10 protein-coding genes are annotated in these 23,356 nt (G+C 72.4%); all 10 read right to left on the bottom strand.

Going from position 1 to position 23,356, the window contains the following annotated elements; translation table 11 throughout:
- Positions 1–165: 165 nt before the first annotated feature.
- The 10 genes from BM109_RS07810 to BM109_RS07765 all read right to left on the bottom strand — a co-directional run bounded on the left by BM109_RS07810 (position 166) and on the right by BM109_RS07765 (position 23,265).
- A complete protein-coding gene (locus tag BM109_RS07810; RefSeq protein WP_093341882.1) occupies positions 166–399 on the bottom strand; it encodes a hypothetical protein in 234 nt (77 codons plus the stop codon).
- 26 nt (positions 400–425) lie between these two features.
- Complete coding sequence (locus BM109_RS07805; RefSeq protein WP_093341880.1) at positions 426–968, bottom strand: YbjN domain-containing protein; 543 nt, start codon at positions 966–968, stop codon at positions 426–428.
- 46 nt (positions 969–1,014) lie between these two features.
- Positions 1,015–1,956 (bottom strand): peptidylprolyl isomerase, encoded by a 942-nt coding sequence (locus BM109_RS07800; RefSeq protein WP_093341879.1) that lies wholly within the window; start codon positions 1,954–1,956, stop codon positions 1,015–1,017.
- 22 nt (positions 1,957–1,978) lie between these two features.
- Positions 1,979–2,743: a hypothetical protein gene (locus BM109_RS07795; protein ID WP_177239275.1), complete on the bottom strand. Its 765-nt coding sequence runs from the start codon at positions 2,741–2,743 to the stop codon at positions 1,979–1,981.
- 10 nt (positions 2,744–2,753) lie between these two features.
- Positions 2,754–4,553 (bottom strand): putative porin, encoded by a 1,800-nt coding sequence (locus BM109_RS07790; RefSeq protein ID WP_093342445.1) that lies wholly within the window; start codon positions 4,551–4,553, stop codon positions 2,754–2,756.
- A 50-nt stretch (positions 4,554–4,603) separates the two neighbouring features.
- Positions 4,604–5,350 carry an energy transducer TonB family protein gene (locus BM109_RS07785; protein ID WP_256222422.1) on the bottom strand — a complete coding sequence of 249 codons (747 nt, stop codon included), beginning with the start codon at positions 5,348–5,350 and terminating at the stop codon, positions 4,604–4,606.
- A 10-nt stretch (positions 5,351–5,360) separates the two neighbouring features.
- The gene (locus tag BM109_RS07780) at positions 5,361–5,771 is read right to left on the bottom strand and encodes an ExbD/TolR family protein (RefSeq protein WP_057590202.1); all 411 of its coding nucleotides are present in this window, start codon (positions 5,769–5,771) and stop codon (positions 5,361–5,363) included.
- A gap of 10 nt (positions 5,772–5,781) precedes the next feature.
- On the bottom strand, positions 5,782–7,665 hold the full coding sequence (locus BM109_RS07775) for a DUF2341 domain-containing protein (protein ID WP_093341878.1): 1,884 nt from the start codon (positions 7,663–7,665) through the stop codon (positions 5,782–5,784).
- A 77-nt stretch (positions 7,666–7,742) separates the two neighbouring features.
- Positions 7,743–9,404: a ShlB/FhaC/HecB family hemolysin secretion/activation protein gene (locus BM109_RS07770; protein WP_256222421.1), complete on the bottom strand. Its 1,662-nt coding sequence runs from the start codon at positions 9,402–9,404 to the stop codon at positions 7,743–7,745.
- A 274-nt stretch (positions 9,405–9,678) separates the two neighbouring features.
- Positions 9,679–23,265: a filamentous haemagglutinin family protein gene (locus tag BM109_RS07765; protein WP_177239274.1), complete on the bottom strand. Its 13,587-nt coding sequence runs from the start codon at positions 23,263–23,265 to the stop codon at positions 9,679–9,681.
- Positions 23,266–23,356: the final 91 nt, after the last annotated feature.

The raw sequence follows: 23,356 nt of genomic DNA, 5'->3' as shown, positions 1-23,356 counted from the left end.
CGCCAGTGCGAGCGCACCGGCCGACGGGACCGTGGTTGCCATACGCGGGACATGCTCATGCCATTTCGGAGGAAGGGAGCGAAGCGGCGGCACCGCGGCGCGGCCGTTGTTCGGCGGCGATGCTAGGCAGAAAGTTTGACGGCGGCGTGACGCGCGCCGTGCGTTTCACTTCGGCCGCGTCGGCGCGAGCGCGCGCCGCGCCGCGTTGAGCTCGGCGTTGGTGATGTGCAGGTCGGCCATGACGCGCGCGAGCATGTCGAGCAGCGCCTCGCGCTGCCGCAGCCGCACGGTCTCCGCGCGCCGCGCGCGCTGCACCTGGCGCGCGGTGGCGTGGATCGCGCGCAGCGTCGGCGAGTCGTGGCCGTCGAAGGACTCCCCGGAACGAAGGCTGTCGGGCATCGCGCTGGGATGCGTTCGGCGCGCGCTCAGGCGGCGGCTTCGACCCGGTCGGCGGCACCAGCGGCCGGCGCTGCGCCGTTGGCGGCATCGCCGCGCGTGGCGGCGGCCGGGCCGTAGTTGCGCAGGTGCAGGAAGAACTCGCCCATCATCTGCATCCACAGGCGGGCGCTGAACGCGAGGTGCGCGGGCGTCACGCCGCCGGCGACCACCACGTCCATCTCGAGCACCACGAAATCGCCATGCTGCGCGACGCGCGCGAAGCGCTTGCTGCGGTGCCAGGCGGCCAGCACGGCCTCGGGCAGCGTGCCGCCCTGCACGTGCAGCGGGCAGCTGAAGGTGAAGTCGGTGTACTGGGTGGTGGTGACGGGATTGCCCCACAGCACCTGGAAGCCGATGCCGTGGCTGGCGCTGTGCAGGCGGACCACGCCGTCCTGCTCGATGGTGGAGACGGCCGCGCCGGCGGCCTTGATGGCGTCGGAGACCTGTTCGGGCGTGACCGCGTCGAGCAGGTCGAGGGCCTCGGCGGGCGTGGCGGCGGCGGTGGTGGTGTCGGTCGGGGTGTTCGTCATGAGGTTCCCTGTCTGTGGATGGTGGTTGTTGGTTGTGGAAGGCGGTTCAGTTGGTCTTGCGCAGCGCGGCGTCGAGCGCGGCGGCATCGATGCTCAGTTGCGTGGCCGGCGCGAGCTGCGCCAGGTGGGCCTGGATCAGCTGCTGCTGGCGCTGCTGGCGCAGCGCGGCCTGCAGCTGCGGGCGCATCTCGTCGAGCGTGGCGGTGCGCGCGGGCTGGCTCTCGAGCAGCTTCACGACGTGGAAGCCGGCGGCCGATTGCACCGGGTCGCCGACCTGGCCGGTCTTGAGCTTGCCGACGGCGTCGCGCACCTCGGGCAGCATGCGCGCGAGCGGCAGGTTGCCGACCTCGCCGCCGCGCTCGGCGCTGCTCTTGTCCTGCGACTTCGCGCGCGCGAGCGCCGCGAAATCGGTGCCGCGCGCCTCGCGCGCCAGCTTCTGGGCTTCCTCGCGCACCTTGGCGACGGCCGCGGGCGCGGCGTCGGGGGTGGCGAGGAAGATCTGTGCCACGCGGTAGGTGGGCGGCAGGTTGAAGCCAGCCTTGCCCTGCTCGTAGGCGGCGGTGAGCTCGGCATCCGACGGATAGCCCGCCGGCACCTGGCTCACCGACTCGAGGTAGCCGGTGGTCACGATGCGGGCCGTGAGCTCGCGCACCGCGGCGTCGATCTTGGCCTTGACCTCGGGCTTGTCGGTGAAGCCCTTGTCGCGTGCCTCCTTCAGCAGCGCCTCGCCGAGCAGCCGCTGGCGCAGCCAGCCCTCGACGCTGGCGCGGTTGTCCTTGACGGCCGCGCGCTCGGCATCGGGCAAGGCCTGCAGCAGCTTCTCGACCTCGTCCTGGCGCACGGTGAGTTCGCCCAGGCGGGCGACCACCGGTGCGCCCGTGGGCGCGGCGATCTGCTGCGCCGCGGCGCCGAGGCAGGCCGACGAGGCCAGCAGCAGCGCGGCCAGCGTGCGCAGGCGCGCGGGAGCAAGGGGTTTCTTCGGGTTCATGGGCTGGGTTCCTTCTGGCCGCTCACTTCGCGGCGGGTGCCGAGGCGGCGGCGGCCGGCGGCGTGGCCGCGGCCTCGGCCGGCTTGGGTGCATTGACGGCGCGCGCGTCGAAGCGGCCTTCGTACAGCTTGTCGCCGTACTGCTGCGCGATCTGCTCGAACTTCACGCGGCTCTGGGCCGCGAACGGCTGGCGCGCGGCGAACACGCTGCCCATGTCCATGGTCTCGTAGGCGCGCAGCACCTCCTGGCCCACGGCATAGAGCTGGGTGTTCTTCGCCTCGCACTGGGTGAGCGCGGTGCGCTGCGTGCCGGTCTCGGCCAGCAGGCGCTGGCGCTCGGCTTCGGAAGCGCGCGCGGTGCGCAGCAACTCCTCGTAGGCGCTGCGGAACTGCGCGATCTGGCCGCCGGACTTCTCGGCCGCGGCCTGCGCCTGCTGGCGGATCTGCTCGACGCCGGCACTGGCCTGCTCGCGCGCCTGGCGTTCGCCGGCGAGCTGGGACTGGGCGCGCGCGAGGTCCTTGCGCAGCGCCTCGACTTCGGCCGCCGGCGCGGGCGCGCCCGGTGCCGCGGCGACCGGCTTGCCGGCCTTGAGCGCGGCCAGCTCGTTCTGCGCCTGCTGCAGCTGCGAGGTGGTGATGCGCAGCTGCGCACGCAGCCGCTCTTCCATGCTCTGCGCACCGGCCGCGGCCGGTGCGCCCTGGGCGTGCGCGCCGCCGGCCAGGCCGGCCTGACCGGCGAAGGCGAGCGCCAGGACGAGCGCTGGGGTCTTGAAATGGGATCGGGCCACGGCGACGTCCTCAGAAGCGCGCATTGAGTTCGAGCTGCAGCGTGTCGATCGACAGCGGCGGACCATAGACCTCCTTGGTCGAGATCCAGCGGCCGGTGAACCAGAGGTTCTTGTCGAACGCGTACGAACCGCCGAGGAAGTAGCCGCGTGCATTGGTGCCGCCGCCATGGAAGGTCGAGTCGTTGTAGCCGTCCGGCAGCGCATCGGGTTCGATGCGCTTGTAGCCCGCGAGCACGTTCCAGTCGCCGCGCGCGGCCGGTGCCGGGCGGCCGTAGGTGGCCTGCAGCATGAAGGCGTTGCCGCCGCTCTTGTAGTCGGCCTGGGTGGTGCCGCCGGTGTTGCCGAAGTTGTTGACGATGGCGCCGCGGATGCCCGCACGGCGCCAGATGTCGTTGGCGTCGTAGGCGGTGTTGCGGATGAAGTTGGCGTCCAGGCGCAGGTTGTTGCCCGCGACCTTGGTGTCCCAGCGCATGTTCAGGTCGACCAGGCGGAACTTCGAGGCCAGGCCCACGTACTGCGGCTGCGGCGTGCCGGCCGGGTTGAGCGGGTCGAGCGAGATGTCGCGCAGCAGCATGAGCGTGTTGCCCTTCTGCATGAAGGCCGGGCGCGACCAGTCGGTGCTGCAGCCGTCGGCGCCCGCGTACAGCGCGCAGGGCTCGGAGACCTTGCCGCTGATGTTGCGGAAGTTGTAGTACGCGAGCGCGCCGCGCAGGCGGTTGTCGTCGTCGATCTTCCAGTCGGCGCCGACCTGCGCGCCGAACAGCCACTTGTTCTCGCTCTTGGCCTTGTCCTGGCTGCGGCTGGGCGCGTTGTCCGAGGAGTACTCGAGCGGGATCAGGCCCACCGTGCCGAACAGCGACAGGTCCTTGTTGCTGGCCAGCGCCTTGTCGAACTGGAACGCGATGCCGTCGAAGTTGAGGTCGCTCGAGAACAGCGTGTCGGTCGACATGAAGGGGTTGCCGAAGCGGCCACCCGTGACGGTGAGCCAGTCGACCGGCTTGTGCGAGATCCACATCTGGTCGAGCCAGACGCTCTTCTTGCTCAGGCCGCCGCCCAGGGTCTGGGTGGTCGAGACCGGGTTGTCGTCGCTGCCCGAGGCCAGGCGCACGCCGGCCTTGGTGTTCTCGCTGAGGTCCGCGAAGATGCCCACGCGGGCCCGGGCGCGGAACAGGTTGCGCCGGTCCTGGCGCGTGTTGAGCAGCGAGGGCAGCGCGAGGTTGGTGTTGGGGTTGACGTCGTAGCCGCTGCTCTTGTTGAGGTCGGGCCAGTTGATCTCGATGTTGCTGTTGTTGCCCGCATAGCTGCGCGACTCATTGCGCACGCGCACGTCGCCTTCGAAGCGGATGCGCTTGCTCCACTCGGGCGTTTCGTTGGGCGCGGCCCAGCCTTCGTCCTTGGCCTGCGCCATGACCTGGGCCTTGACCTCGTCGCGGATCTGGTCGCGCACGGTCTGCGAGATGTAGGGCACGCGCACGTCGCCCGGCTCGAGCCGCAGGCCACCGGCGCTGGCGCCGGCCACGGCACCGGCCGACACGGCGGCCAGCCGCTGCTGGGCCTGCTGCGAGGCCATGGCTTCGGCCTGGGCCTGCGCCAGCAGCGCCTCGCCCACGTCCTTGGCGAGCGTGCCGCTCTGGATCAGGCCGCGGATCAGCTTGACCATGGCGGTCTCGCCGGCCGGTCCGGCCGGGGCCGACTGGGCGGCCGCGCCGCCCGCGGCCAGCGCGAAGGCCGCGGCCACCGCGGCGGCCAGCGCGCCCTGGCGCAGGGCCGGCGCGAGGCGTCGGGCTGGGGAATATTTGGAGGGGTTCATCGCTTCGTTCACAGGATTGAATGGGGGGATGGGCGGGGCTTCGGCGTGCGTCACTGCCGGCGCCCCTTCATGGACACGCGCATCGGGAAGCGCAGCGAGGCCGGTGGCTTCTCGTCGAAGCGCTCGAGGCCGCGCACCATCGCCAGCACCGCTTCGTCGATGTCGGTGGTGCCGGTGCCGCGCACCAGTTGCGCCCGCGTGGTCCGGCCCTCGGCGTCGAGCCAGATGTCGATCTGGATGTCGTCGAAGCCCAGGTTGCGGGTGCGCGGGTCGCGCAGCAGCGCCTGCTGCAGCACGCTCGCGGCATAGCGCGAGAATGAGCCGCTGCCCAGGCCGCCGCCGGCACCGGTGCCGCTCATGCCGCCGCCGCTGCCGGCCTGGATGCCGAAGGCATCGCTGCCCGCCTGCGCGGCGCTGTCCATGGTCACGGGGTCGCCGAGGTCCTTGTTGGGACTGGGCGGGGTGTCGTCCTTCGGCGGCTCCAGCGGCTCGATCGGCTTGGGCTCGGGCTCGGTCACCGGCTTGATCTTTTCCGGCTCGGGCTCGGGCAGCTTCTCGGGTTCGGGCGGCGGGGGCGGTGGCGGCGGCAGCATCAGCGTGGGAGCGTCGGCCACCACGCGCTTCTGGCTCGCGGTGTCGGCCAGCAGATACCACACGAGCGCCGCCAGCAGCGCCAGCAGCACCGTGCCGATGGCCCAGCCGCCCCAGCGGCGCCACAGCGCGTGCGCGTCGGCAGGCGCGCCGCCGCCGGCCGCGGCGCGGCCCTCGAAGGCGAAAGTCGGATCGCGAGGTTTCACGCGCCGGTCCTCACTTCTGCTTGCCGGTCACGAGGCCGATCTGGTTCAGCTCGATGCGGCGCAGCAGGTCCAGCACGTCGACCACCTTGGCGTACTGCACGCTCGAATCGCCGCGCACGATGACGGGGAAATCGGGCGACAGGGCCTTCTCGGTGCGCAAGCGCTCCTCGAGCTCCGGCAGCGAGACCGGGTAGGCGTCGAGGAACACGTTGCCCGCGTTGTCGATCGTGATGGCCTTGGTCTTGGGCTTCTCCAGCGCCACCGAGGAACTGGCCTTCGGCAGGTCGACCTTGATGCCCGGGATGCTGGCGTTGCTGGTGAGGATGAAGATCACCAGCACGACCAGCAGCACGTCCACGAACGGCGTGATGTTGATGCCGCCGGTGCGCTTGCGCACGGCGAACTTGGCTGCGTTGGGCATGTGCGTCGCCTCAGGCCGGAACCTGTGCCGGCGAGGTCCAGCCGCCACGTGCCGCGTTGTCGTCGGCCGTGCGGCGCGCGCCGCCCTGGGCCGCGACGGCCGCGGGCACCGACCTGCCCTCGCCCTGCTCTTCGGCCAGGCGCGTCACGAACTCGTCGACGAACACCGCCATGTCGGCGCCGATGGCGTCCGAGCGCGAGGCCAGCCAGTTGTAGCCGAACAGCGCGGGGATCGCGACGCCCAGGCCGGCGGCGGTACACAGCAGCGCGGCCGCCATGCCCGGTGCCACCGAGTTGATGTCCACGGCACCGGCCATCGCCGCCACCACGAACACCAGCATGATGCCGATCACGGTGCCGAACAGGCCGACGTAGGGCGCGCCTTCGATGGTGGTCGACAGCCAGTTCATGCGCTTGGACATGCGTTCGGTCTCGCGCACCATCACGCCGTCCATGGCGGCGCGGATGGCGCCGATGGTCGCGCTCGACACGGCGCTCAGGTCATAGCCGCGTTCGTGGCGACGGCGCATCTCTTCGATCGCCACCTGGTAGAGGCGCCACAGCGAGGAGTCGTTGCGGACTTCCTGCGACACGGTGTTGCTGATCGCGAGGCGGTCCAGCGGGGCGCCGGCGGCTTCGCGGAAGTGCTCGATGAAGCGGGCATTGGCGCGCGAGGTGGCGCCGTAGCTGCGGCCCTTGCCGATCATGATGGCCCACGACAGCACCATCATCAGGCCCAGCAGGCCGACGACGATCCAGGCGTCCAGCGGCATCGCGGCCAGGATGAAGCCGAAGTGGCTCTTGCCGGCCTGCTGCTCGTCGGCACCGAAGGCCGTGAGGCGCGATTCGGCGCCTTGCGAGACGGCGTCGGCCAGCAGCAGCGCATCGCCGCGAGCGACCTTCGACAGGCGCACTTCGTCGATCGCGCCGGTGAACGGCGCCCAGGCGGCGGGTGCGGGAGCGTTCTGGCCGGCGGCCGGGGCGACCGGCGTGGCGGCCACGTCGGCGCCGAGCGCGGCGGCCGTGTTCAGCGCCGGCAGGCGCGCGGCCAGCGACACCGCGGGGCGGCCGCCGACGTACAGCGCGACGCTGTCGCCCTCGGCCTTGACCGCGATGTGCGACCACTGGCCGGCCTGCACCGGCTGCGCCGGGGTGCTGCGCTGGCCGTTGACCTGCACGAAGGGCACGCCCTGGTCGATGCCGACCAGCAGTTCGCCCGCGCCGTCGCGGCGCGCATAGATCACCTGGCGCGCGCCGAGCTGGTCGGGCCGCACCCAGGCGGAGAAGGTGAAGCTGGAACCGGCGGCCAGTGCCAGCGAGGGCGTGGCGGGCAGCATCAGCGGGGCGCCGGCGAACTGCGCGCCCTTGCCGATCACCGTGCCTTCGGCCGGCACGGTCGGGGTCTGGCCGTTGTTGCCGTAGGCGGTCGTGTCGCGCGGCGGCACCGCGCCTTCGGCGAAGTGGTAGACCAGCGTGTAGTCGGGATCGAAGCTGCGCTGGCCGTTGCCCGAGGCCGGGGCCTTGGGGTTGCCGTAGTACATCCAGAGCTTCTGCGGCGTGCCGGCCGAGACGTTGGGCACGTCGACCCAGACCAGCGCGATGCCCAGCAGCGGATCGAACTGCTCGATCTGGTGGTTGAGCACGGTCTTGTCGTCGCCGGCCACGAAGCGCAGGTCGGCACCGGTCTCGCTCACGCCTTCGAACTTGAAGTTGCCCGTGTGCAGGCGCACCAGCACCGGCACGCGGCCGGCGTCGCTGCCGATGGCGCCGGCCTGCGGGCCGCCGTCCACGGTGATCGGCTTGCGATAGGCCCATTCGGGCTGCCACCATGCATGGGCCAGGCCCGGCAGGAGCGTGCTCAACAGCGTGAGCGCGAGGAAAAGAAAGCGTCGCATGACAGGGGTTCTCCGGAAAGCTCGTGGAAAAAAATTCTTGAAAGTGGCGTTGCCGCGTTCGGATTCGGGTTCGGTGATCAGTAGCTGGCGTTGATGCTGAAATTGACCTGCGTGTCGCCCTTCTTCGTGCGCGGGCCGTCCTTCAGCGGACGGCCGACATCGATGCGGCCCGAGAAGTACTGGCCGACCTTGAAGGTGGTGCCCAGGCCCACCGAGGCGAGCGCGAAGCGGTCGGCCTGTTCGGGCAGCGGGTTCTTCAGGCGCAGGCGCGCACCATCGAAGAAGGCATAGGCGCGCCAGCCCTCGACCCAGGGGTTGAGCCAGGTCAGCGGCGGCGTGCGCCATTCGACCGAGCCGACCACGCCGTAGTCGCCGGTGGCCTCGGCCGACAGATAGCCGCGCACCGAGTTCATGCCGCCGCCGGCGATCTGTTCGCTCGACACCAGCGGCGAGTCGGTCATCTGGCCGTTGACGCGGAAGGCGAGCTGCGAGCCGCCCTCGAAGGTGTAGCTGCCGTTGAGGTCGGTCTTCAGCACCATGAAGCTCGGCGAGGACTTGTAGCGCTTGTAGTCGAACTGCGCCTGGTCGCTGCCGTAGCTGAAGAAGCTGCGCGTGCCCACCACCAGCGACACGCCCACGCCGTACTGGCTCTTCTCGGTCTGGCGCAGGCCCGAGTACGACAGCGTGATCGGCGCGTACTTGAGCGGCACCTCGTCGCTGCTGTTCTTGAGCGTGAGCGCCTCGCGGTTGTTCTTGAGGTCGACGCCGGCGCTGAACGAATGCCACCAGTTGCCGGCGTTGGGCACCGTATAGGTGGCCTTGATGCCGAGCGAGTGGCCCTTGCCGAGCACGTCGGTGCCGCCCACGGTGGCCACGTTGCTGTCGGACCAGAAGGCCGAGCCCTCGAGCGACCAGTTGCTGTTGGGCAGCGGCGCCAGGTACGAGGCCGACACCACCTGCGTCTGCTTCAGGTCCTGCGGCGCGCCGAAGAAGCTGATCGAGGCGCTGTGCCCGAGCTGCCACAGGTTGTCGTGGCCGATCGAGGCCGAGGCGCGCAGCTTGCGCGTGTCGGCGCTGTAGTCGTTGTTCAGGCCGACGCTGGCGCGCCACGGGCTCTGGTCCTCGACCTTGAGGTCCACGTCCATGGTGCCGGGCATCGCGCCCTGGCGCACCAGCGGCATCACCTGCCGCTTCGGACCGCGGTTGAGCGCGGCGAGCTGCGACTGGGCCTTGTTGAAGTCGGGCACGGTGCCCTCCTGCAGCGCGGGCACCTGGTCGCGCACGTCCAGCGGCGAGTTGTACTCGGCGCCGACCACGCGCACGCGGCCGACGCGGGTCTCGCTGACCTGCAGGAACACCACGCCCTGCGCGACCTGCTGTTCGGGCAGGTCCACGTAGACCGACTGGTAGCCGGCGGCCTGGTAGGCGGCGAGCAGCGCGTCGCGCGCGCCCTCGATGTCCTTGAGGGTGCGCTCGGGACCGAGGAAGGGCGTGACCGCCTTCTCGATCGCGCGGGCGTCCAGCGCGGTGTTGCCGCGCACGATGTATTCGGTGACGTCGACCTTTCGTTCGGGTGCGGCCGGCGCGGCAGCTGCCGCGGCCGCGGGGGGCGGGTTCTGGTTCGGGGCCTGGGTGTCGGCGGGTGCGGCGGCCGCCGGCGCGGTGTCCGCGGCTTGCGCCGACGCGACGCCGTGCGCACTCAGCGCCAGCACTGCCAGCCACACCGCTCTCCAGCACATCGGTGGGGCGTTCTTCTTCAAGTCATGCATTTCCAGCTCGGTTCTCAAGGATGAAGCTCGCTCGGCAGCGGCCCATGGTGGAGAGCCTTCATGTCGCCGCTGCGTACGTTTCCTAGACGCCCGGCAAGCGCGGCGACTGTCGTTTGTCACGAAAACTTCATCAAGAAAAGTCGGACGGGTCCTGCACGGGGTCGTCCCCGCACATAAGAAGAAGGGCCTCCACGCGGGAGGCCCTTCCTGGAATGACGCGGCGGATGCCGCGTGGTCCTTCGTGCTACTGCTTCAGATTGCGGCGCTCGCCCGGCGTCAGCGACTGCATCTGGGCGGTGCTCAGCGCGCCGGCGCCGAGCACCTGCACCACGCCCTTGGGGTCGTAGGCGGCGCCGGTGGTGCCGCGCTCGCGCGCGCCGCCGTTGCCGGCCGGCGCGCCTTCGGGCGCCTCGTTGCCGAAGCCCAGCACCCGCACCGTGAAGACCGAGGGCAAGGCCTTCCTCGCCTCGGCGCGCTCGCGCTGCAGCGAGTCCTGCGCCGCGATGCCGGCCTGCGCGGCCGCCGCGCTGGCGTTCGAGAGCGCGCCCACGTTGACCGCCGCCACCACCGGGATGCCGGTGGACTTGCCCTGCACCTGGATGTTCTCGGCATTCACCACGTGCAGCGCCGCGAGGTTGACGTTGCCCGAGACGCGGATGCCGGCCTCGCCCGCGTCGATGGTGCCCAGCGGCGCGATCAGGTCGATGTCGCCCGGCGGGATCTCGGCGATCGGGTTCAGGGTGGCGATGCCCGCGCCGGTGGTCGGCGCGTTGGGCGACAGCGTGACGTTGCCCACGCCGTCGTAGACGCGCCGCTGCGGCGTGTAGACCACCGTGGTCTTGGCACCGCGCCCGGCGTTGATGTCGCCCTCGGCCGACCAGCCCAGGATGTTGCCGCCGAAGGTGGTGAAGATGCGGCTCTGGCCCATCAGGATGCTGCCGTGGGCGTAGATGTTGACGTCGCCCTCCCCCTGCGTCATCACGCCCGAGCCCGGCCCCGGCACGAAGCCGCCGTCCACGCCCACCAGCGTGCGCCCGCCCGGCGTCATCACGTGCACGTCGCCGCCGAACTGGGTGTGGATGCCGGCGTCGAGCACGTCGTAGAAGTTCACGTCGTAGGCCGGGCTGCCCAGCGCCTCCCACTCGGCCTTGGTGATGTAGGTCTTGCCCGGCGTCGGACGGTCCTTGCCGACGCCGTTGCTGACCACGTAGCCGTCGATGTAGATCGCGCTGCTGAACAGCGTGAGGTCGCCCTCGTAGCTGCGCGGGCGGCCTTCGGCATCGGTGTCGGGCAGCAGGGTGGCGATGGCCTCGCGGCCGCGCAGATAGCTGCCGCGGCGCTTGCCGCCCTCCTCGTTGTATTCGCGCCCCGAGGCCTTGAGCTCGGCGTAATAGACGTTGCGCAGGAAGGCGCGCTGCTGCTCGGCCGGCAGCGCGGCGAAGAAGGCGCGCGCGTCCATGGTGGCGGCGTCGAAGTGCAGGCCGAGGCGGTTGGCCCCGCCGAAGCGCTCCGTGAGCCAGTTGACCAGGTGCAGCCGGCTCTCGACCTTGTACTCGCGCGCCAGCGAGCGGTTGGCCGCGCTGTCGCCGCGCGAGAGCGCCTGCTGGCGCTCGCGGTCGAGCTCCACCTGCTTGCGCGCCAGGAAGGCCGGGGCGCCGGCCTCGTCGCCGTCGTAGCCGAATTCGCGCACGAGCCACTGCGCGAGCGACAGCGCGCCGTTGTAGACCGCCACGGCCTTGCCCGGCTGGTCGGCCAGCGGCTGGCCCGGATCGGCCAGGTTGGCCGGATCGAGGTAGCGCTTCGCGAAGGCCTGCCAGTCGGCGCCCGCGCCCATGCCGGCCGACACCGCCACGCTGGCGCCGCTGCTGCGGTCGCCGGGCTTCACGTCGACCACGGCGCCCAGCGTCTTGACCTCGCCGCGGTCGGCGAAGTACAGATCGCGCCCGGCCGTCACCTCGAGCAGGCCCGGGCCGGTGACGTAGAAGCTGCTGTGGCGGATGTCGCGGCCGGCCTCGACCACCGAGATGTCGTCGGCCAGGCCGTGCGAGATCAGGTTGCCGCGGCCCTCGCCGATGGTGTCCTTCTGGCCCAGGCGCGTGCCCGAGTCGGTGATGTCGCGGCCCGCGCGCACCGCCACCGGGATCGAGCCGTCGTAGCGCGTGCCTTCGCGGCCCAGGTGGCCCAGGCTCGCCATCTGGCCGAAGCGCAGGCCGACGATGTCGCCTTCCACCGCGTAGTAGCGCGCCGGCTCCTGGCCTGTCGCGGCATAGGCCGAGGTGGCCTGGCTCGCGAAGGTGAACAGCGGTGCGTTCGCATAGCGGCCGCTGGAGTTCGCGAGCCAGTCGGTCCGCTCGTTGACCACCGACGGATGCAGGTTGTGCACCAGCATCGGACTCAGGCCGTAGGGGCCGCCGCCGGTGTAGGCGATCAGTCCCATGAAGCCCGGACGGAACGGGCTGGTGAGCGCCGCCGGGTCGGCGGTCGACGCGGTGATCGCATAGCCGCTGGCCTGGATCGAGTCGCGCGCCAGCAGTTCGAGCACGCCCTTGCCGGTGACGTTGGTGTACTGCTCGCCCTGCGGCGCCGGCGAGAGCGTGAGGCCGAACTCGGTGCGCGTGAAGGCCGCGCCGTTGTTGGCCAGCAGGTTCGCGGTGCCCACGCCGTAGTAGAGGCTGCCGCTGGCCGCGACCGCGCGCAGGATCGACGGATAGAAATGGCCCTGGTAGGTCGCGCCGACGTTGGTGTCGCGGCGCGCGTTCACCACGTCCTCGGCCACGGCGCCCTCGCCCCAGGCGGTGGTCGGCGTGAGGTTGCCGCCGGCGCTGAACAGGTCCACGCCGGTGGCGGGGGTCCACAGCGAGAACCAGCTGTAGCCCTGGCCCGTGTATTCCTTGCCCTGGTAGCCGAACGGCGTGGCGTTGAGCAGCTTGGTGCGGCCCGCGTCGGCCACGCCGCCGAGCACCAGGTCGCCGCGCGCGTCCAGCCGCGCCGCCGAGTCGCCGAGCACCAGCACCGGTCCGCCGCTGGCCCCGGCGCGGCCGGCGCTGTAGGGATCGCCGCCGCGCGAGTCGAGCTGGTCGCGCGTGCCCACGCCCACGTCGATGCCGCCGATGGCGCCGGCCTGCACGCGCAGCGCGCCGCGCAGGTTGACCAGCGTGCTGTTGAGGTCGTGCTCGTTCCTGCGCAGCGTCGCGTTCGGGTTCAGGGTGCCGCCGATGCGCAGGTCGAGGTCGCCGCCGCCCGTGAGCACGAGCTCGCCGCCGGGCGTCATGCGGCCGGTGCTGGCCACGGCCAGGTGCAGGCCTTCGCTGCGCGGCACCCGGGTGGTGTAGCTGCGCAGCGGACCGTCGTTGAAGTAGACCTCGCCGCGCGGGCCGATCATGCCGGCGTCGCGCCCGGCCTCCACCACCAGGTTGCCGCCGCCCAGCGTGCCGAAGCCGGTGAAGCCCACGAGGTAGGGGTCGTTGGTGTAGCTGTTGCCCCCGTACGGGTAGTACTCGCCGTTCGCGCCCACCACGTAGGTGCCGAAGTTGATCCACCAGGCCGCGGGACGCGCGTCGGCGCCGGTCGCGACGCTGCCGCTGCCCTGGCGCCAGAGCCAGGTGCCGGTGGCGGTCGAGCCGATCTGGCCGCGCATCTCGGACAGTTCGAAGCCCTGGCGCGGGCTGCCGCCGCTGCCGACCAGGTCGCCACGCAGGTCGCCGCCGGCGCGCAGCAGCAGGTTGCCGCCCTGCTCCGGATACCAGGCCGCGTAGAGGCTGCGCGCACCGCCGTCGATCAGGTGCTCGTAGGGCTTGCCTTCGATGGGGAACAGGATCGAGCCGTCCTTGAGCAGGCCGCGGGCCTGGTCGTAGAGCCGGTCGGCCGCGCCGCCCACGCCGGGCGCGGTGGCGGTGCCGGCCGTGTAGACGCCGTAGGGCGAGCGCAGCGTGAGGTCGCCGCCCGACACCAGGTCGAGGTCGCCGGTGCCGGTGCGCAGCACGCTGAACAGCTGCTCGCGCGCCGGGTGGTAGGCCGCGACGCGGTCCGGCGGCACGGCCGGCTTGTCGACGGTGGCGTATTGGCCGTAGCCGAAGTCGTTCATCTCGCCGGGGTCGTTGCCGACCAGGCCGATCATCTGGAGCTCCTCGATCTGCTCGGGCGTGATGGGCGTGCCCGGAACGATCTGGAAGCTCAGCACGTACTCGCCGAAGAAGTCGATCACCAGCTTCTCGCCCGCGTCCGGTCCCCAGAAGTAGGTGGCCGGCGAGCCCGTGCCCGGCACGTCGCTGACCTTCGCGCCGAGGCCGAAATGGGTGTCGGCCAGCTGCAGCCGTCCGGTGGCGTGCGGCTGCGCGAGGCGGGTGTCGGCCGCGCCGAGGTCGGCGCCGGCCACGAGGCGCAGGTCCCACGACAGCGAGCCCGCGGGCAGCATCGGCGCCAGCGCCCAGGTACGGCCCTGGTTGCCGTCGGCATCGGCGGGCCGCAGGTTGATCATCTCGACGCCGCCGGGCAGCTTGACCTGGGTTTCCGAGGGCACCACCGCGCCCTTGGACAGCGGGAGCGGGCGCGACAGCGACATGCCCACCGGCAGCGGCACGCCCGCGGGCCAGATGCCCGCGGCCATGCGCACCGCGGCCGGCAGGCGGAAGCCCGCGGCCAGGCGCGTGCCGGCCGGCAGCGTCACGGGCTCGCCCAGCACCGAGCCGGCCGCGTGCAGCAGCTTGCCCGCGGCGTCGCGCACGTCCGCGCCGAGCACCAGGCCCGCGGGCACGGTCAGCGGCTGGTCGAGCACCATCGCCCCCGGCAGTTGCGTGCCCGAGGGCAGCGTCACGGCGGCGGCCGGCAGGTCGAAGTTGAGCGTGCGGCCCTGCTCGAAACCGGTGCCGGTGTCGAGCGTGACCAGGCCGCCGTGCGGGATCACGAGGTCGCCGCCGAAGGGAATCCGGCCGCTCGGCAGGATCCAGCCCTTGTCGTCGGGCGTGGCGCCGCGCACCAGGCGCGAGCCGTCGAAGCCGTCGTTGATGCTGCCGAAGACCTCGAGGTTGCCCGGCGCGCGGATCACCAGCGCGCCCGGTTCGCCCGAGCCGTAGGCCAGGGTCTTCTGCGTGCGCGGGTTCACGCTCGCGTAGCGGTGGCCCGAGAGGTCGATGTCGCCGTCCACGTGCAGGTCGCCATCGGGGTTGATCACGGCGTCGGTCACGATCTGCACGCCGGGGCGCAGGTGGAAGCGCTCGCCCTGCGCGCGCAGGCCCGCGAGGCGGCCGTTCATCAGCGCGCCGTTGCGCAGCGCGGCATCGATGAAAGTCTCGCTCTGGCCGTGCAGGCGGTCGAGGTAGGCCTGGTCGATCACTTGGTAGCTGCGGCCGTCGACGCTCTTGTCGGTGCCCTTCGTCGCGCTCTTGTCGGTGACGAAGGCATTGACCGCGACCGACTTCGCGCCCTGGATCACGATGCTGCCCGCGGCCTCGATGGCCACGTCGTCGGCGCCGCGGCGCGGTGCGTTGAGCGCCACCGTGCCGTAGTCCTTCGCGGCGCCGGCCACGCGCAGGTCCATGCGCGCGCCGCTGGCGATCGAGAGCGTGCCGCTGCCGGCATCGAGTTCGATGACCGCGCGGTTGGGCGCGTCGATCGCCTGGCCGTAGCTGTCGCGCCGCAGCACGCTGGCGCTGGCATCGAGCACCGCCGTGCCCGCGAGCGACACGCCGTCGCGCGCGGCCAGCCGGATGCTGCCGGCCTGCTCGCCGCTGGCGTCGATGCGGCCCGCGACCGTGAGCCGGCCGCCGTCGACCGAGAGGTTGATCTCGCGCGCCTTGAGCTCGTCGCCGACCACCAGGTCGCCGCGCTTGAGCTGGAAGCTGCGCACGCCGAAGGCGCCGCCCTCGTTGAGGCGCGCGTTGAGGCCCTGGAAGTCGGCGATGGTCTGCGCGCGCAGCTCGATGTCGCCCGCTGCGTAGGGCACCAGCGTGCCGCCCGCGTCGTAAGAGCCGCTGCTGCCGGCCGCGATGGCGCCGCGCAGATCGATCGTGCCCGCGCCGGCATCGAGCGCCAAGGCATCGAGGCGGCCCGCGCGGTTGTTGCGCGCCGACAGGTCGATGCGCGCGCCCGCCGCCTGCGCGATGTTGCCGGCGCGGCTTTCGAGCACCAGGTCGCCGCCCCAGCCGTACTTGCTGACGTCGAAGAAATCGACGCGGCGGCCCGCGAGGTCGAGCATCGAACGCTCGCCCAGCAGCAGGTCGCCCTGCGCGACCAGGCTCAGCTTGCCGCTGGGCAGCAGCACCGTGGTGTCGAAGCGCAGCTGCCCGCCCGCGTCGAGCCGCAGCTCGGCGCCCAGCGCCTCGGGCGCCACCGCGCCGACCGCCGGTGCCACCGCGCCCTCGGGTGCCGTCACCGCGATGCGGCCGCCCGCGCGGATGTCGTTGACCGAGCCGGCCTTGCCGGTCATCAGCGGCGTGGTGATCAGCAGCTCGCCGCCGCTGCGGTCGAAGGCCTTGGTGCTGTCGTTCCAGGCCCCCTGCGACTGGTAGACGCCGAGGCTGCCGCGGTGGTTGGCCGTGATGCGTTCGCTGGCGTTCAGCGCCACCGTGCCGAAGCCCAAGGTCAGGCGGTCGTGCGAGATCACCGACTTCGGCTGGGTCTGGGCCGCGTAGCCGAACACGATCTCGCGCGCATCCACCTCGAGCCGGCCGCTGCCGGTGCCGGCGCCGCCGCTCATCACGCCGCCGGCCGGCGAGGCCGAGCCGTTCCACACCAGCGTGTCGGTCTCGATGCGCGCCACGTCGCCGGCGCCGCCATGGCCGTAGATGGCCGGCGTGGTCAGCACCAGTTGCGCCAGCGAGGGCTGGCCGTTGGCGGACGACAGCGTCGACAGCCGCACCGATTCGTAGAAGTTGACCGAGTCGCGCGCGGTCAGCACCAGGTTCTCGAGCGCCGGTGCGCCGGTGCTGGTGTCGCCGCGCAGCAGGCGGTCGAGCACCTGCTGGTTCAGCGTCATGCCCGCGGGCAGCGCACCGCCCGCGCGGGCGCGCTCCAGCGCCTCGGCGCTGCCGACGTTGATGCCGCCCACGGCCAGCACCAGGTTGCGCGCGCCGTAGCGCACTGAGTCGCCGAGCTCGAAGGCGCGGTCGGTCGCGGCCGTGATCGTGCCCTCGGCATAGAGGGTGGTGGTGCCGCCGCAGCGCACGCTGCCGCCGCACACGCCGATGCGGATCGGCCCCTGGCCGTAGCGGGTGTCGGTGCTCAGGCTCGGGGCCAGCATGTCGAGCCAGCCGTTGGAGACCGCGAGCACCGACACATCGCCGGGCTTGAAGACGTAGCCGGCCTTCGAGTCCCAGGAGACCGGGCCGCGGCGCAGCGTGTCGATGGCCGCGCCCTGCTCGAGCACGATGCCGCCGTCGCGCTGGCCCGCGACCAGGAACACCTGCGGCGCCGACAGCACGGCGCCTTCGCGCAGCACGATGCCGCTGGCGGCCTGGTAGGCCGTGCCGAAGCCGGCGAGGTACGAGGACTGGGTGTTGCGCTCCGACTCGAAGCGCGACTGCGGCGCACCGCCGATCGCCATGGTGCCCGCGCCGATGCCGTTGAGCATGCCGGCGTCGAGCGTGACGCCGGTGAAGCCCTCGGTGGGCCCCTTGCCCGCGGCCACGATCTCGAACATGCGCGTGCTGCCGCTCACCACCAGCTCGCTGCCGAAGCCGCCCGGCGCGGCCGCGTGCCGCACCGTGCCTTCGGCGATGCGGATGCCGCGGTCCTCCATCGGCTTGATGCCCGGGGTCAGCGTCAGCCGGCCCGCGTCGCGTTCCAGGCGCGGGCGCGGCACGCCGTCGCGCGCGGCCCAGTCGAGGCCGAACTGGGCATAGCTGGTCTCGTTGTACTGGGAATAGGTGCGCAGCAGGTCGGCCGGCGTCACCACCAGCTGCGTGGTCAGCGCGTCGAGGATGCCGGTGTTGGCGACACTGACCCGGCCCGCGGTGCTGAAGGAGCCGTTGCGCATCGCCTGCGTGGCGCCGAAGGCCGCCTGGCCGCTCGCCAGCCCGTTGAGCTCGACGCGGAAGGCGCCCGGCAGCAGCGCGTAGGTCGAGGGCAGCAGCGTGTAGGTGCCCGGCGGCAGGCCCGGCACGCCCGCGCCGATGGTGACCTGGCGCCCGACCATCGGTTCGCCCGCGCCCTTCTCGGGCGCGATCGGCGCGGCACCGGGCTGCGCGCCCGGCACGATGGCGTAGACCGGGTTGGTCGCGAGGCCCGGCAGCACGAAGGCCGCGCGGCCGGTGCCGCTTTGCACCAGCGGGTTGAGCCGCGCGTCGGTGGAGCCGCCGCGGCCCGAGAGGAAGGCCGCGCCGGTCAGCGTGCCGCCGCCCGACAGGTCGATGAGCGCCCCGCCCTGCACGTCGATGCGCTCGCCGAGCAGCGTGACGCCGCCGAAGGCCGACGCCGAGCCGCCGATGCCCACGTAGCCGGCGTCGAGGCCGTTGTGGACATAGGTCAGGCCGTCCTTGGTGCCGCCGTAGGGCATGGCCAGGCCGGCGCCGCTGGTCGAGGTGATGCTGCCGGCGCGCAGCAGCACCGTGGAGGCGAGGTCCTCGGCCTGGCCCTCGGGACGGCCCAGCGTCACGCTGCCCAGCGGCGCGCGCACCACGCCGCCCTGGTCGACGTTGGCCGACATCAGCAGCAGGGAGCCGAAGGCCGAGTACGGCACGGCGGGTTCGCCCTCGCCGATGCGCTCCACGCGCAGGCTGCGCGCCGGGTCGTAGAGGTTCTTGTAGTTGCCCCAGGTATCGAACTCGCCCCTCTTGCCGGCACGGATCTCGGCGCGCGCGCCGGTGGCCGGATAGATCTGGCTGGCCGCGAGCACCAGGTCGCCCGCGGTCTCGAGCGAGGTGCGGTCGCGCACCAGCGAGGCCTGCAGCCGCAGGTCGCCCTGGCTGCGCAGTTCGAGGCGCTCGAAGCCGTCGCGCTCGACCTGCACGTTGCCCTCGAGCTCGGGCTGGGCGCCCGCGGTGCCGAAGGCCACGGTCTCGATCACGTCGAGCACCGAGGACTCGATGCGCAGGCCCGAGCCGGCGGCCAGCCGCGGCACGCGCGGATTGACCGGGATCGGCAGGATGTACCTGTCGCGGCCCAGGCCGGTGTTGCCCCCGAGGCGCACATAGGGCGCCGCCAGCAGCACCTGCGAGCCGTCGCCCGAACCCTGCGCGAGGCTGAAGCTGCCCGAGGTCATGCGCAGGGCCTGGCCGAGCCGCAGGTTCACGCCGTCCTCGAAGCTGATCACGCCGTTGACCAGCAGCGAGAGGCTGTCGAAGCCGCCGGCCTCGATACGGTCGACGCCGATGCGCGCACGGCCGTAGGCGAGCGCGGCATCGGCCTGGCCCGGGCGCAGGTCGGCGCGCAGCGAGTCGGGGCCCTGCCGCGCACCCACCTTGATCTCGCGCAGCGAACGCACGCGCGCGTCGGGCGCGTTGGCCTCGGGATAGGCCGGCGCCTCCAGCGTCAGCCCCAGCGTGCCGCCGGCCGCGCCCGCGCCGCCCGCCGCGGCGTGCAGCGTGCCGTCGATGAACAGGCCGTTGAAGCTGCTCAGGTAGATCAGGCCGCCGTCGGAGGCGACCGCCGTGGCGCCGGCCAGCGGCAGGTCCAGCGTCGCGCTGGTGCCCGAGGCCTCGAGCCGCGCGCCGGGGCGCACCACGATGAAGTTGTCGGCGCCCACCGTGCTGGTGGCGCTGGCGTTGTAGCGCCCGCCGATCTGGATGCTGCCGCCGTCGCCGACCAGGCCGTAGCGCCGGCCGCGCAGGTCGGTCGCGATGCGGGCCTCGCCCGACACGTCGAGCACCGCGTGGTCGTCGAGCCAGATCGAGCGGTCATGGCCCTTGGACGAGGCGCCGTCGGAGCCATAGCCGAAGGTCTGCAGCTCGATGCGCCCGCCCGCCGCGCGCAGCGTGCCGTCGATGGTGAGCTGCCCGTTGCCGACGAGCGTGATGGCACGGCCGGCATCGACCTGCACCCGCGCGTCGCGGCCCACGTCCAGCGGGGCCAGCGAGCCGTAGCCCCAGCCGGCCGTGAGCTGCAGGTCGGCGCCCTGGCGCTGCGTCAGCAGGCCCTTGGCCGCGTTCTCGGTGTACTCGGGCGGCAGCCAGGTCTGGAACACGCCGGCGGTGTCGGCGCCCGTGGGCAGGCTGCGCGCGGCGGTGGTGTCGGCGCGCTGCACCGGCATCTCCACGCGCAGCGCGGCGCCCGGCGCGACCGCGAGGCCCTGGTGGCCGACGAGCTCGTAGCGCGAGAAGCCCGTGCGCAGCAGCTCGCCATCGAGATGCAGCACGCGGCCGACCGCCACGTCGCGATCGAAACGCGCGCCCACGGCGATGCGCGTGCCGGCCGCGAACTCGAGGTCGCGCGGCGCCGCGGTGCCGGCCGGGAGCATGGCCGCGGTCGGCTGGATGCCCATGCCCTGCGGGAACACCTCGGGCGACACCACGTAGCGGCTCGGGAAGCCGCTGCCGGACTGGTTCGCGAGGCCGATGATCACCGTGCCGGCCGGCAGCGTCGGCACCTGGCTCCACGAATAGATCGAGTAGGACTGGCCGGCCGCGGTCTGCAGCACGTAGCTGTCGTTGTTGCCGATGGGCTTCGGCGGGGTCCAGCTCGCGGCCAGCGTCAGGTGGGTCTCGGGCCGCGCGCGGTCCACCCGCGGCGCCGCGCCCAGCGCCTCGCCAGGCTGGGCGCGCGTGCGCATGTAGCTGAAGTCGGCCGGCAGCGTGGCGCCGGCCTTCACCACGAAACCCTCGCTCGCGATCAGGTCGATCGGCGCGACCTCGCCCGCGGCCAGCACGCCGCGGCCGCCCGCGATCTCGCCGCCGATCACCACCGCGCCGCCCGACTGCAGCCGCAGCGTGCCGCCGCCCTTCATGCCCTGGCTGCGCAGCGCGCCGCCGAGCACCAGTTCGCCGATCGGCTGGCCCGCGGTGCCGGCCTGGTAGGCATTGGCGGCCAGCGCGATGTCGCCGCCGCGGCCGCCCTGCACGCTGTGGTCGGCGCGGTAGATGGCGCCGGCCGAGGTGTCGAGCACCGCGCCTTGCGACAGCACCACGTCGCCGCTGGACTGCACGCGGATGCTGCCGCCCGCCACGAAGGGCACGCCCGCCGTGCCCGCGCGGTCGAGCGCGAGGTTGGACCACAGGCCGCGCGCATCGAGCAGCACGCCGTCGGCGATCTTCACGCCGGCCGCGAGCTCGGGCTTGAGCGGCGCCGCGAGGCGGTCGACCCAGCCGAGGCTGGCGCTCCACTTCTGGAACACGTTGCCCAGCGCGATGCTGCCGCCGCGCGCTTCGAGTCCCGCGTCGACCTGCACCTGCGTGGCATGCAGCGCGATGTCGCCGCCCGGTGCCACGCGCACCGCCTCGCGCACCGCGATGGTGTCGGTGGCATGCAGGCGCAGCGCGCCGAGTTCGAGCGCGTCGAGCCAGCCGGCGTCGAGGTGGAGGTCCAGCCCCTCCTCCGCCGCGCCGCCGATGGCGATGCGCTGCGCCACCGCGTCCTCCATGTAGCGCAGGCCCTCGGTCGCCTTGTCGTAGACCGGCGTCTGCTTGCCGACGATCAGCTGTCCGCGCAGCGCCACCGCGGTCTGCGCCTGGCGGTAGCCGTCGAAGGACTTGTCGCGCGCCTGCGTCTGGCCCTGGCCCTGGAAGGCGCTGGTGTCGATGTCGCCCTCGAGCGTCGCCTTGGCCGTCGCCACCACCAGGCGGCCCGCGTCGCGGCCCACGGTGTAGCCGTTCTCGAGCCGTTCCTTGGCGCCGATCAGCGGGTTGTAGAAGGCGTCGGTCACGCCCCAGCGCTTGTGCTCCGATTCGAAGCCCTTGTAGAGGCCGGTGTAGAGCAGGTCGCCGGGCGCGCGCGAGGCTTCGTAGAGCCGGCCGTCCGAGCCCTTGAGCCAGGTCTGGCGGATCTTGCCGGTCTGCACGTCGAGCGTGCCGCCCGCGAGGTTGATGCTCGAGCCCTTGTCGGTGCGCAGCTCGCCGCCGCCGAACTGCACCGTGCCGCCCTGCGCCGACCATTCGCCGATGCCGTGGCCGGCGATGCCGAGGTAGCCGCCGACCTCGAGCAGGCCGCCCGCCGTGTACCAGCGGTCGGTCTCGTAGCCGTTGGTGCCCGCGGGCACGCGCACCAGGTAGCGCCGGTCGAGCCAGATGTTGTTGTTGAACAGCGCGCGGCCGTCGCGGTTGCGCGGCGCGTCGCGCTGCTCGTTGCCCTGCACGTTGATCTCGACGTTGTTGGCCTCCATCGCCACGCGCACGCCGACCGCGCCCGCCACGTCGATGCGCGCGCCCTCGCGCACGCTGCTGCGCCTCGTGGCATCGACCAGCACCTGGCCGCCGGTGGCCAGCGTGAGCGAATCGCCGAGGAACTCGACCTCGCCGCCACTGGCGATGCGCACCAGCGACTGGTCGCGCCGGTGCGCCACGCCGTCGCCGGCCTTGTCCGAGTCCTTGATCATCGCGTTGCGCTGCACGTCGAGCGCGGTGGTCGCGCTCTCGTCGAGCAGGATCGCGGTCACGCTGCCGGCCTCGAGCGTCACCTTGCCCGCGGCGTCGGCCGTGTCGTTGAGCAGGTGCACCGTGCCGCGCGTGTGGACCGAGGTGGTCGACACCGCCACGCCCTGCTGGCGCACGTCGCGGCCCGTGAGCGTGATGTCGCCCTGCTCCGCCTGCAGCAGCCCGGTGTTGCGCACCAGCCCGGCGGCGCTGCCCTCGAGGCGCAGCGGCGTGATGGTGTTGCCGCGCGTGGTCGAGGCCTGGTTCTCGTCGGTGCCCAGGCCCTTGCGGATCACGAAGGCATCGCCCGCGGCCAGCATGACCTGGCCGTTGGGCGTGCTGATCTGGCCGTGGTTGTGCGCCTCGCGGCCGGCCAGCAGCACATAGCCGCCGGCCTCGGTCACCGTCTCGGGGCGGCGCGTCGCGATGCGCGCGCCGGCCTCGACCACCACGTCGCCCGTGGCCGCGCCATGGCTGAAGCTGTTGGCCGTGGTCTGCAGGTCGTTGGCCAGGCTCGGAACGAACTTCGTGCCCTGGGCTTCGCTGTAGAGCCCCTTCCTGAACTGCGCATCGCTCATGCCGACGGCCGAGGCCACCAGGTTGCGCGTGTCGACCTGGCTGCTGCCGCTGAACACGATGCCGTTGCGGTTGACCACCATCACCGTGCCGTCGGCCTGGATCCGGCCCTGGATCTGCGAGGGCCGCGCCTGCGGATCGTTGACCCGGTTGAGCACGGCCCAGCTCGGCTGCTGCTCGAACTTCACCGTGGTGTTGCGCCCGACGTTGAAGGTCTCCCAGTTGAGGATCGCCTGCGGCGCGGTCTGCGCGATGGTCACCTGCGTCTGGCCGCCGTTGTGCGATTCCACCGGCGCATTGGCATTGGCCCAGCCGGCCGTGAGGCTGGCCGTGTCCACGCGCAGCCCGCCTTCGGCCAGGCCGTCGGGCACGCCCTGGCCGCTGGCGATGGCCGTGCGCCGCGCCGCTTCCTGCGCGGCCTGCTGGGCCGCGATGCCGCGCGCCGCGAGGTTCAGGTTGCCGATCGAGCGCTGCAGCTGCTCGCCCGCGCGCTGCTGCTGGGCCTGCGGGCTCACCAGCGCCGAGGCCGGCATGCCGTTGGGCAGCCGGCCGGTGGCCAGCGCGGTGCTCTGCGCCATGTTCTTCTGCGCCATCCAGCCGGCGCTGAAGGCGCGCTGCGCATGCGCGGCGGGCACCGTGGCGCCCGCGGCCAGCATCAGCGCGATGGCATGCACCAGCGGCCGCAGCCGGATCTGGGGAGTGAAGGAAAAGGGGCTGCTCTCGTTGCGCCGGGACACCGTGCTGCTGCTGCGTTGCATGCGGACTTCCATGGGTTCGTGTTGCGTTGCTCGATCGATGCCGCGAGGCCCGCGGCCTCGTGGTCTACCGAGCTATGACAGCGAAGCCACG

The sequence above is a fragment of the Variovorax sp. PDC80 genome (genome assembly GCF_900115375.1).
Taxonomy (GTDB): Bacteria; Pseudomonadota; Gammaproteobacteria; order Burkholderiales; family Burkholderiaceae_C; genus Variovorax.
The sequence above is the reverse complement of the archived record's forward strand: the minus strand, read 5'-3'. Positions and strand labels throughout refer to the sequence as shown.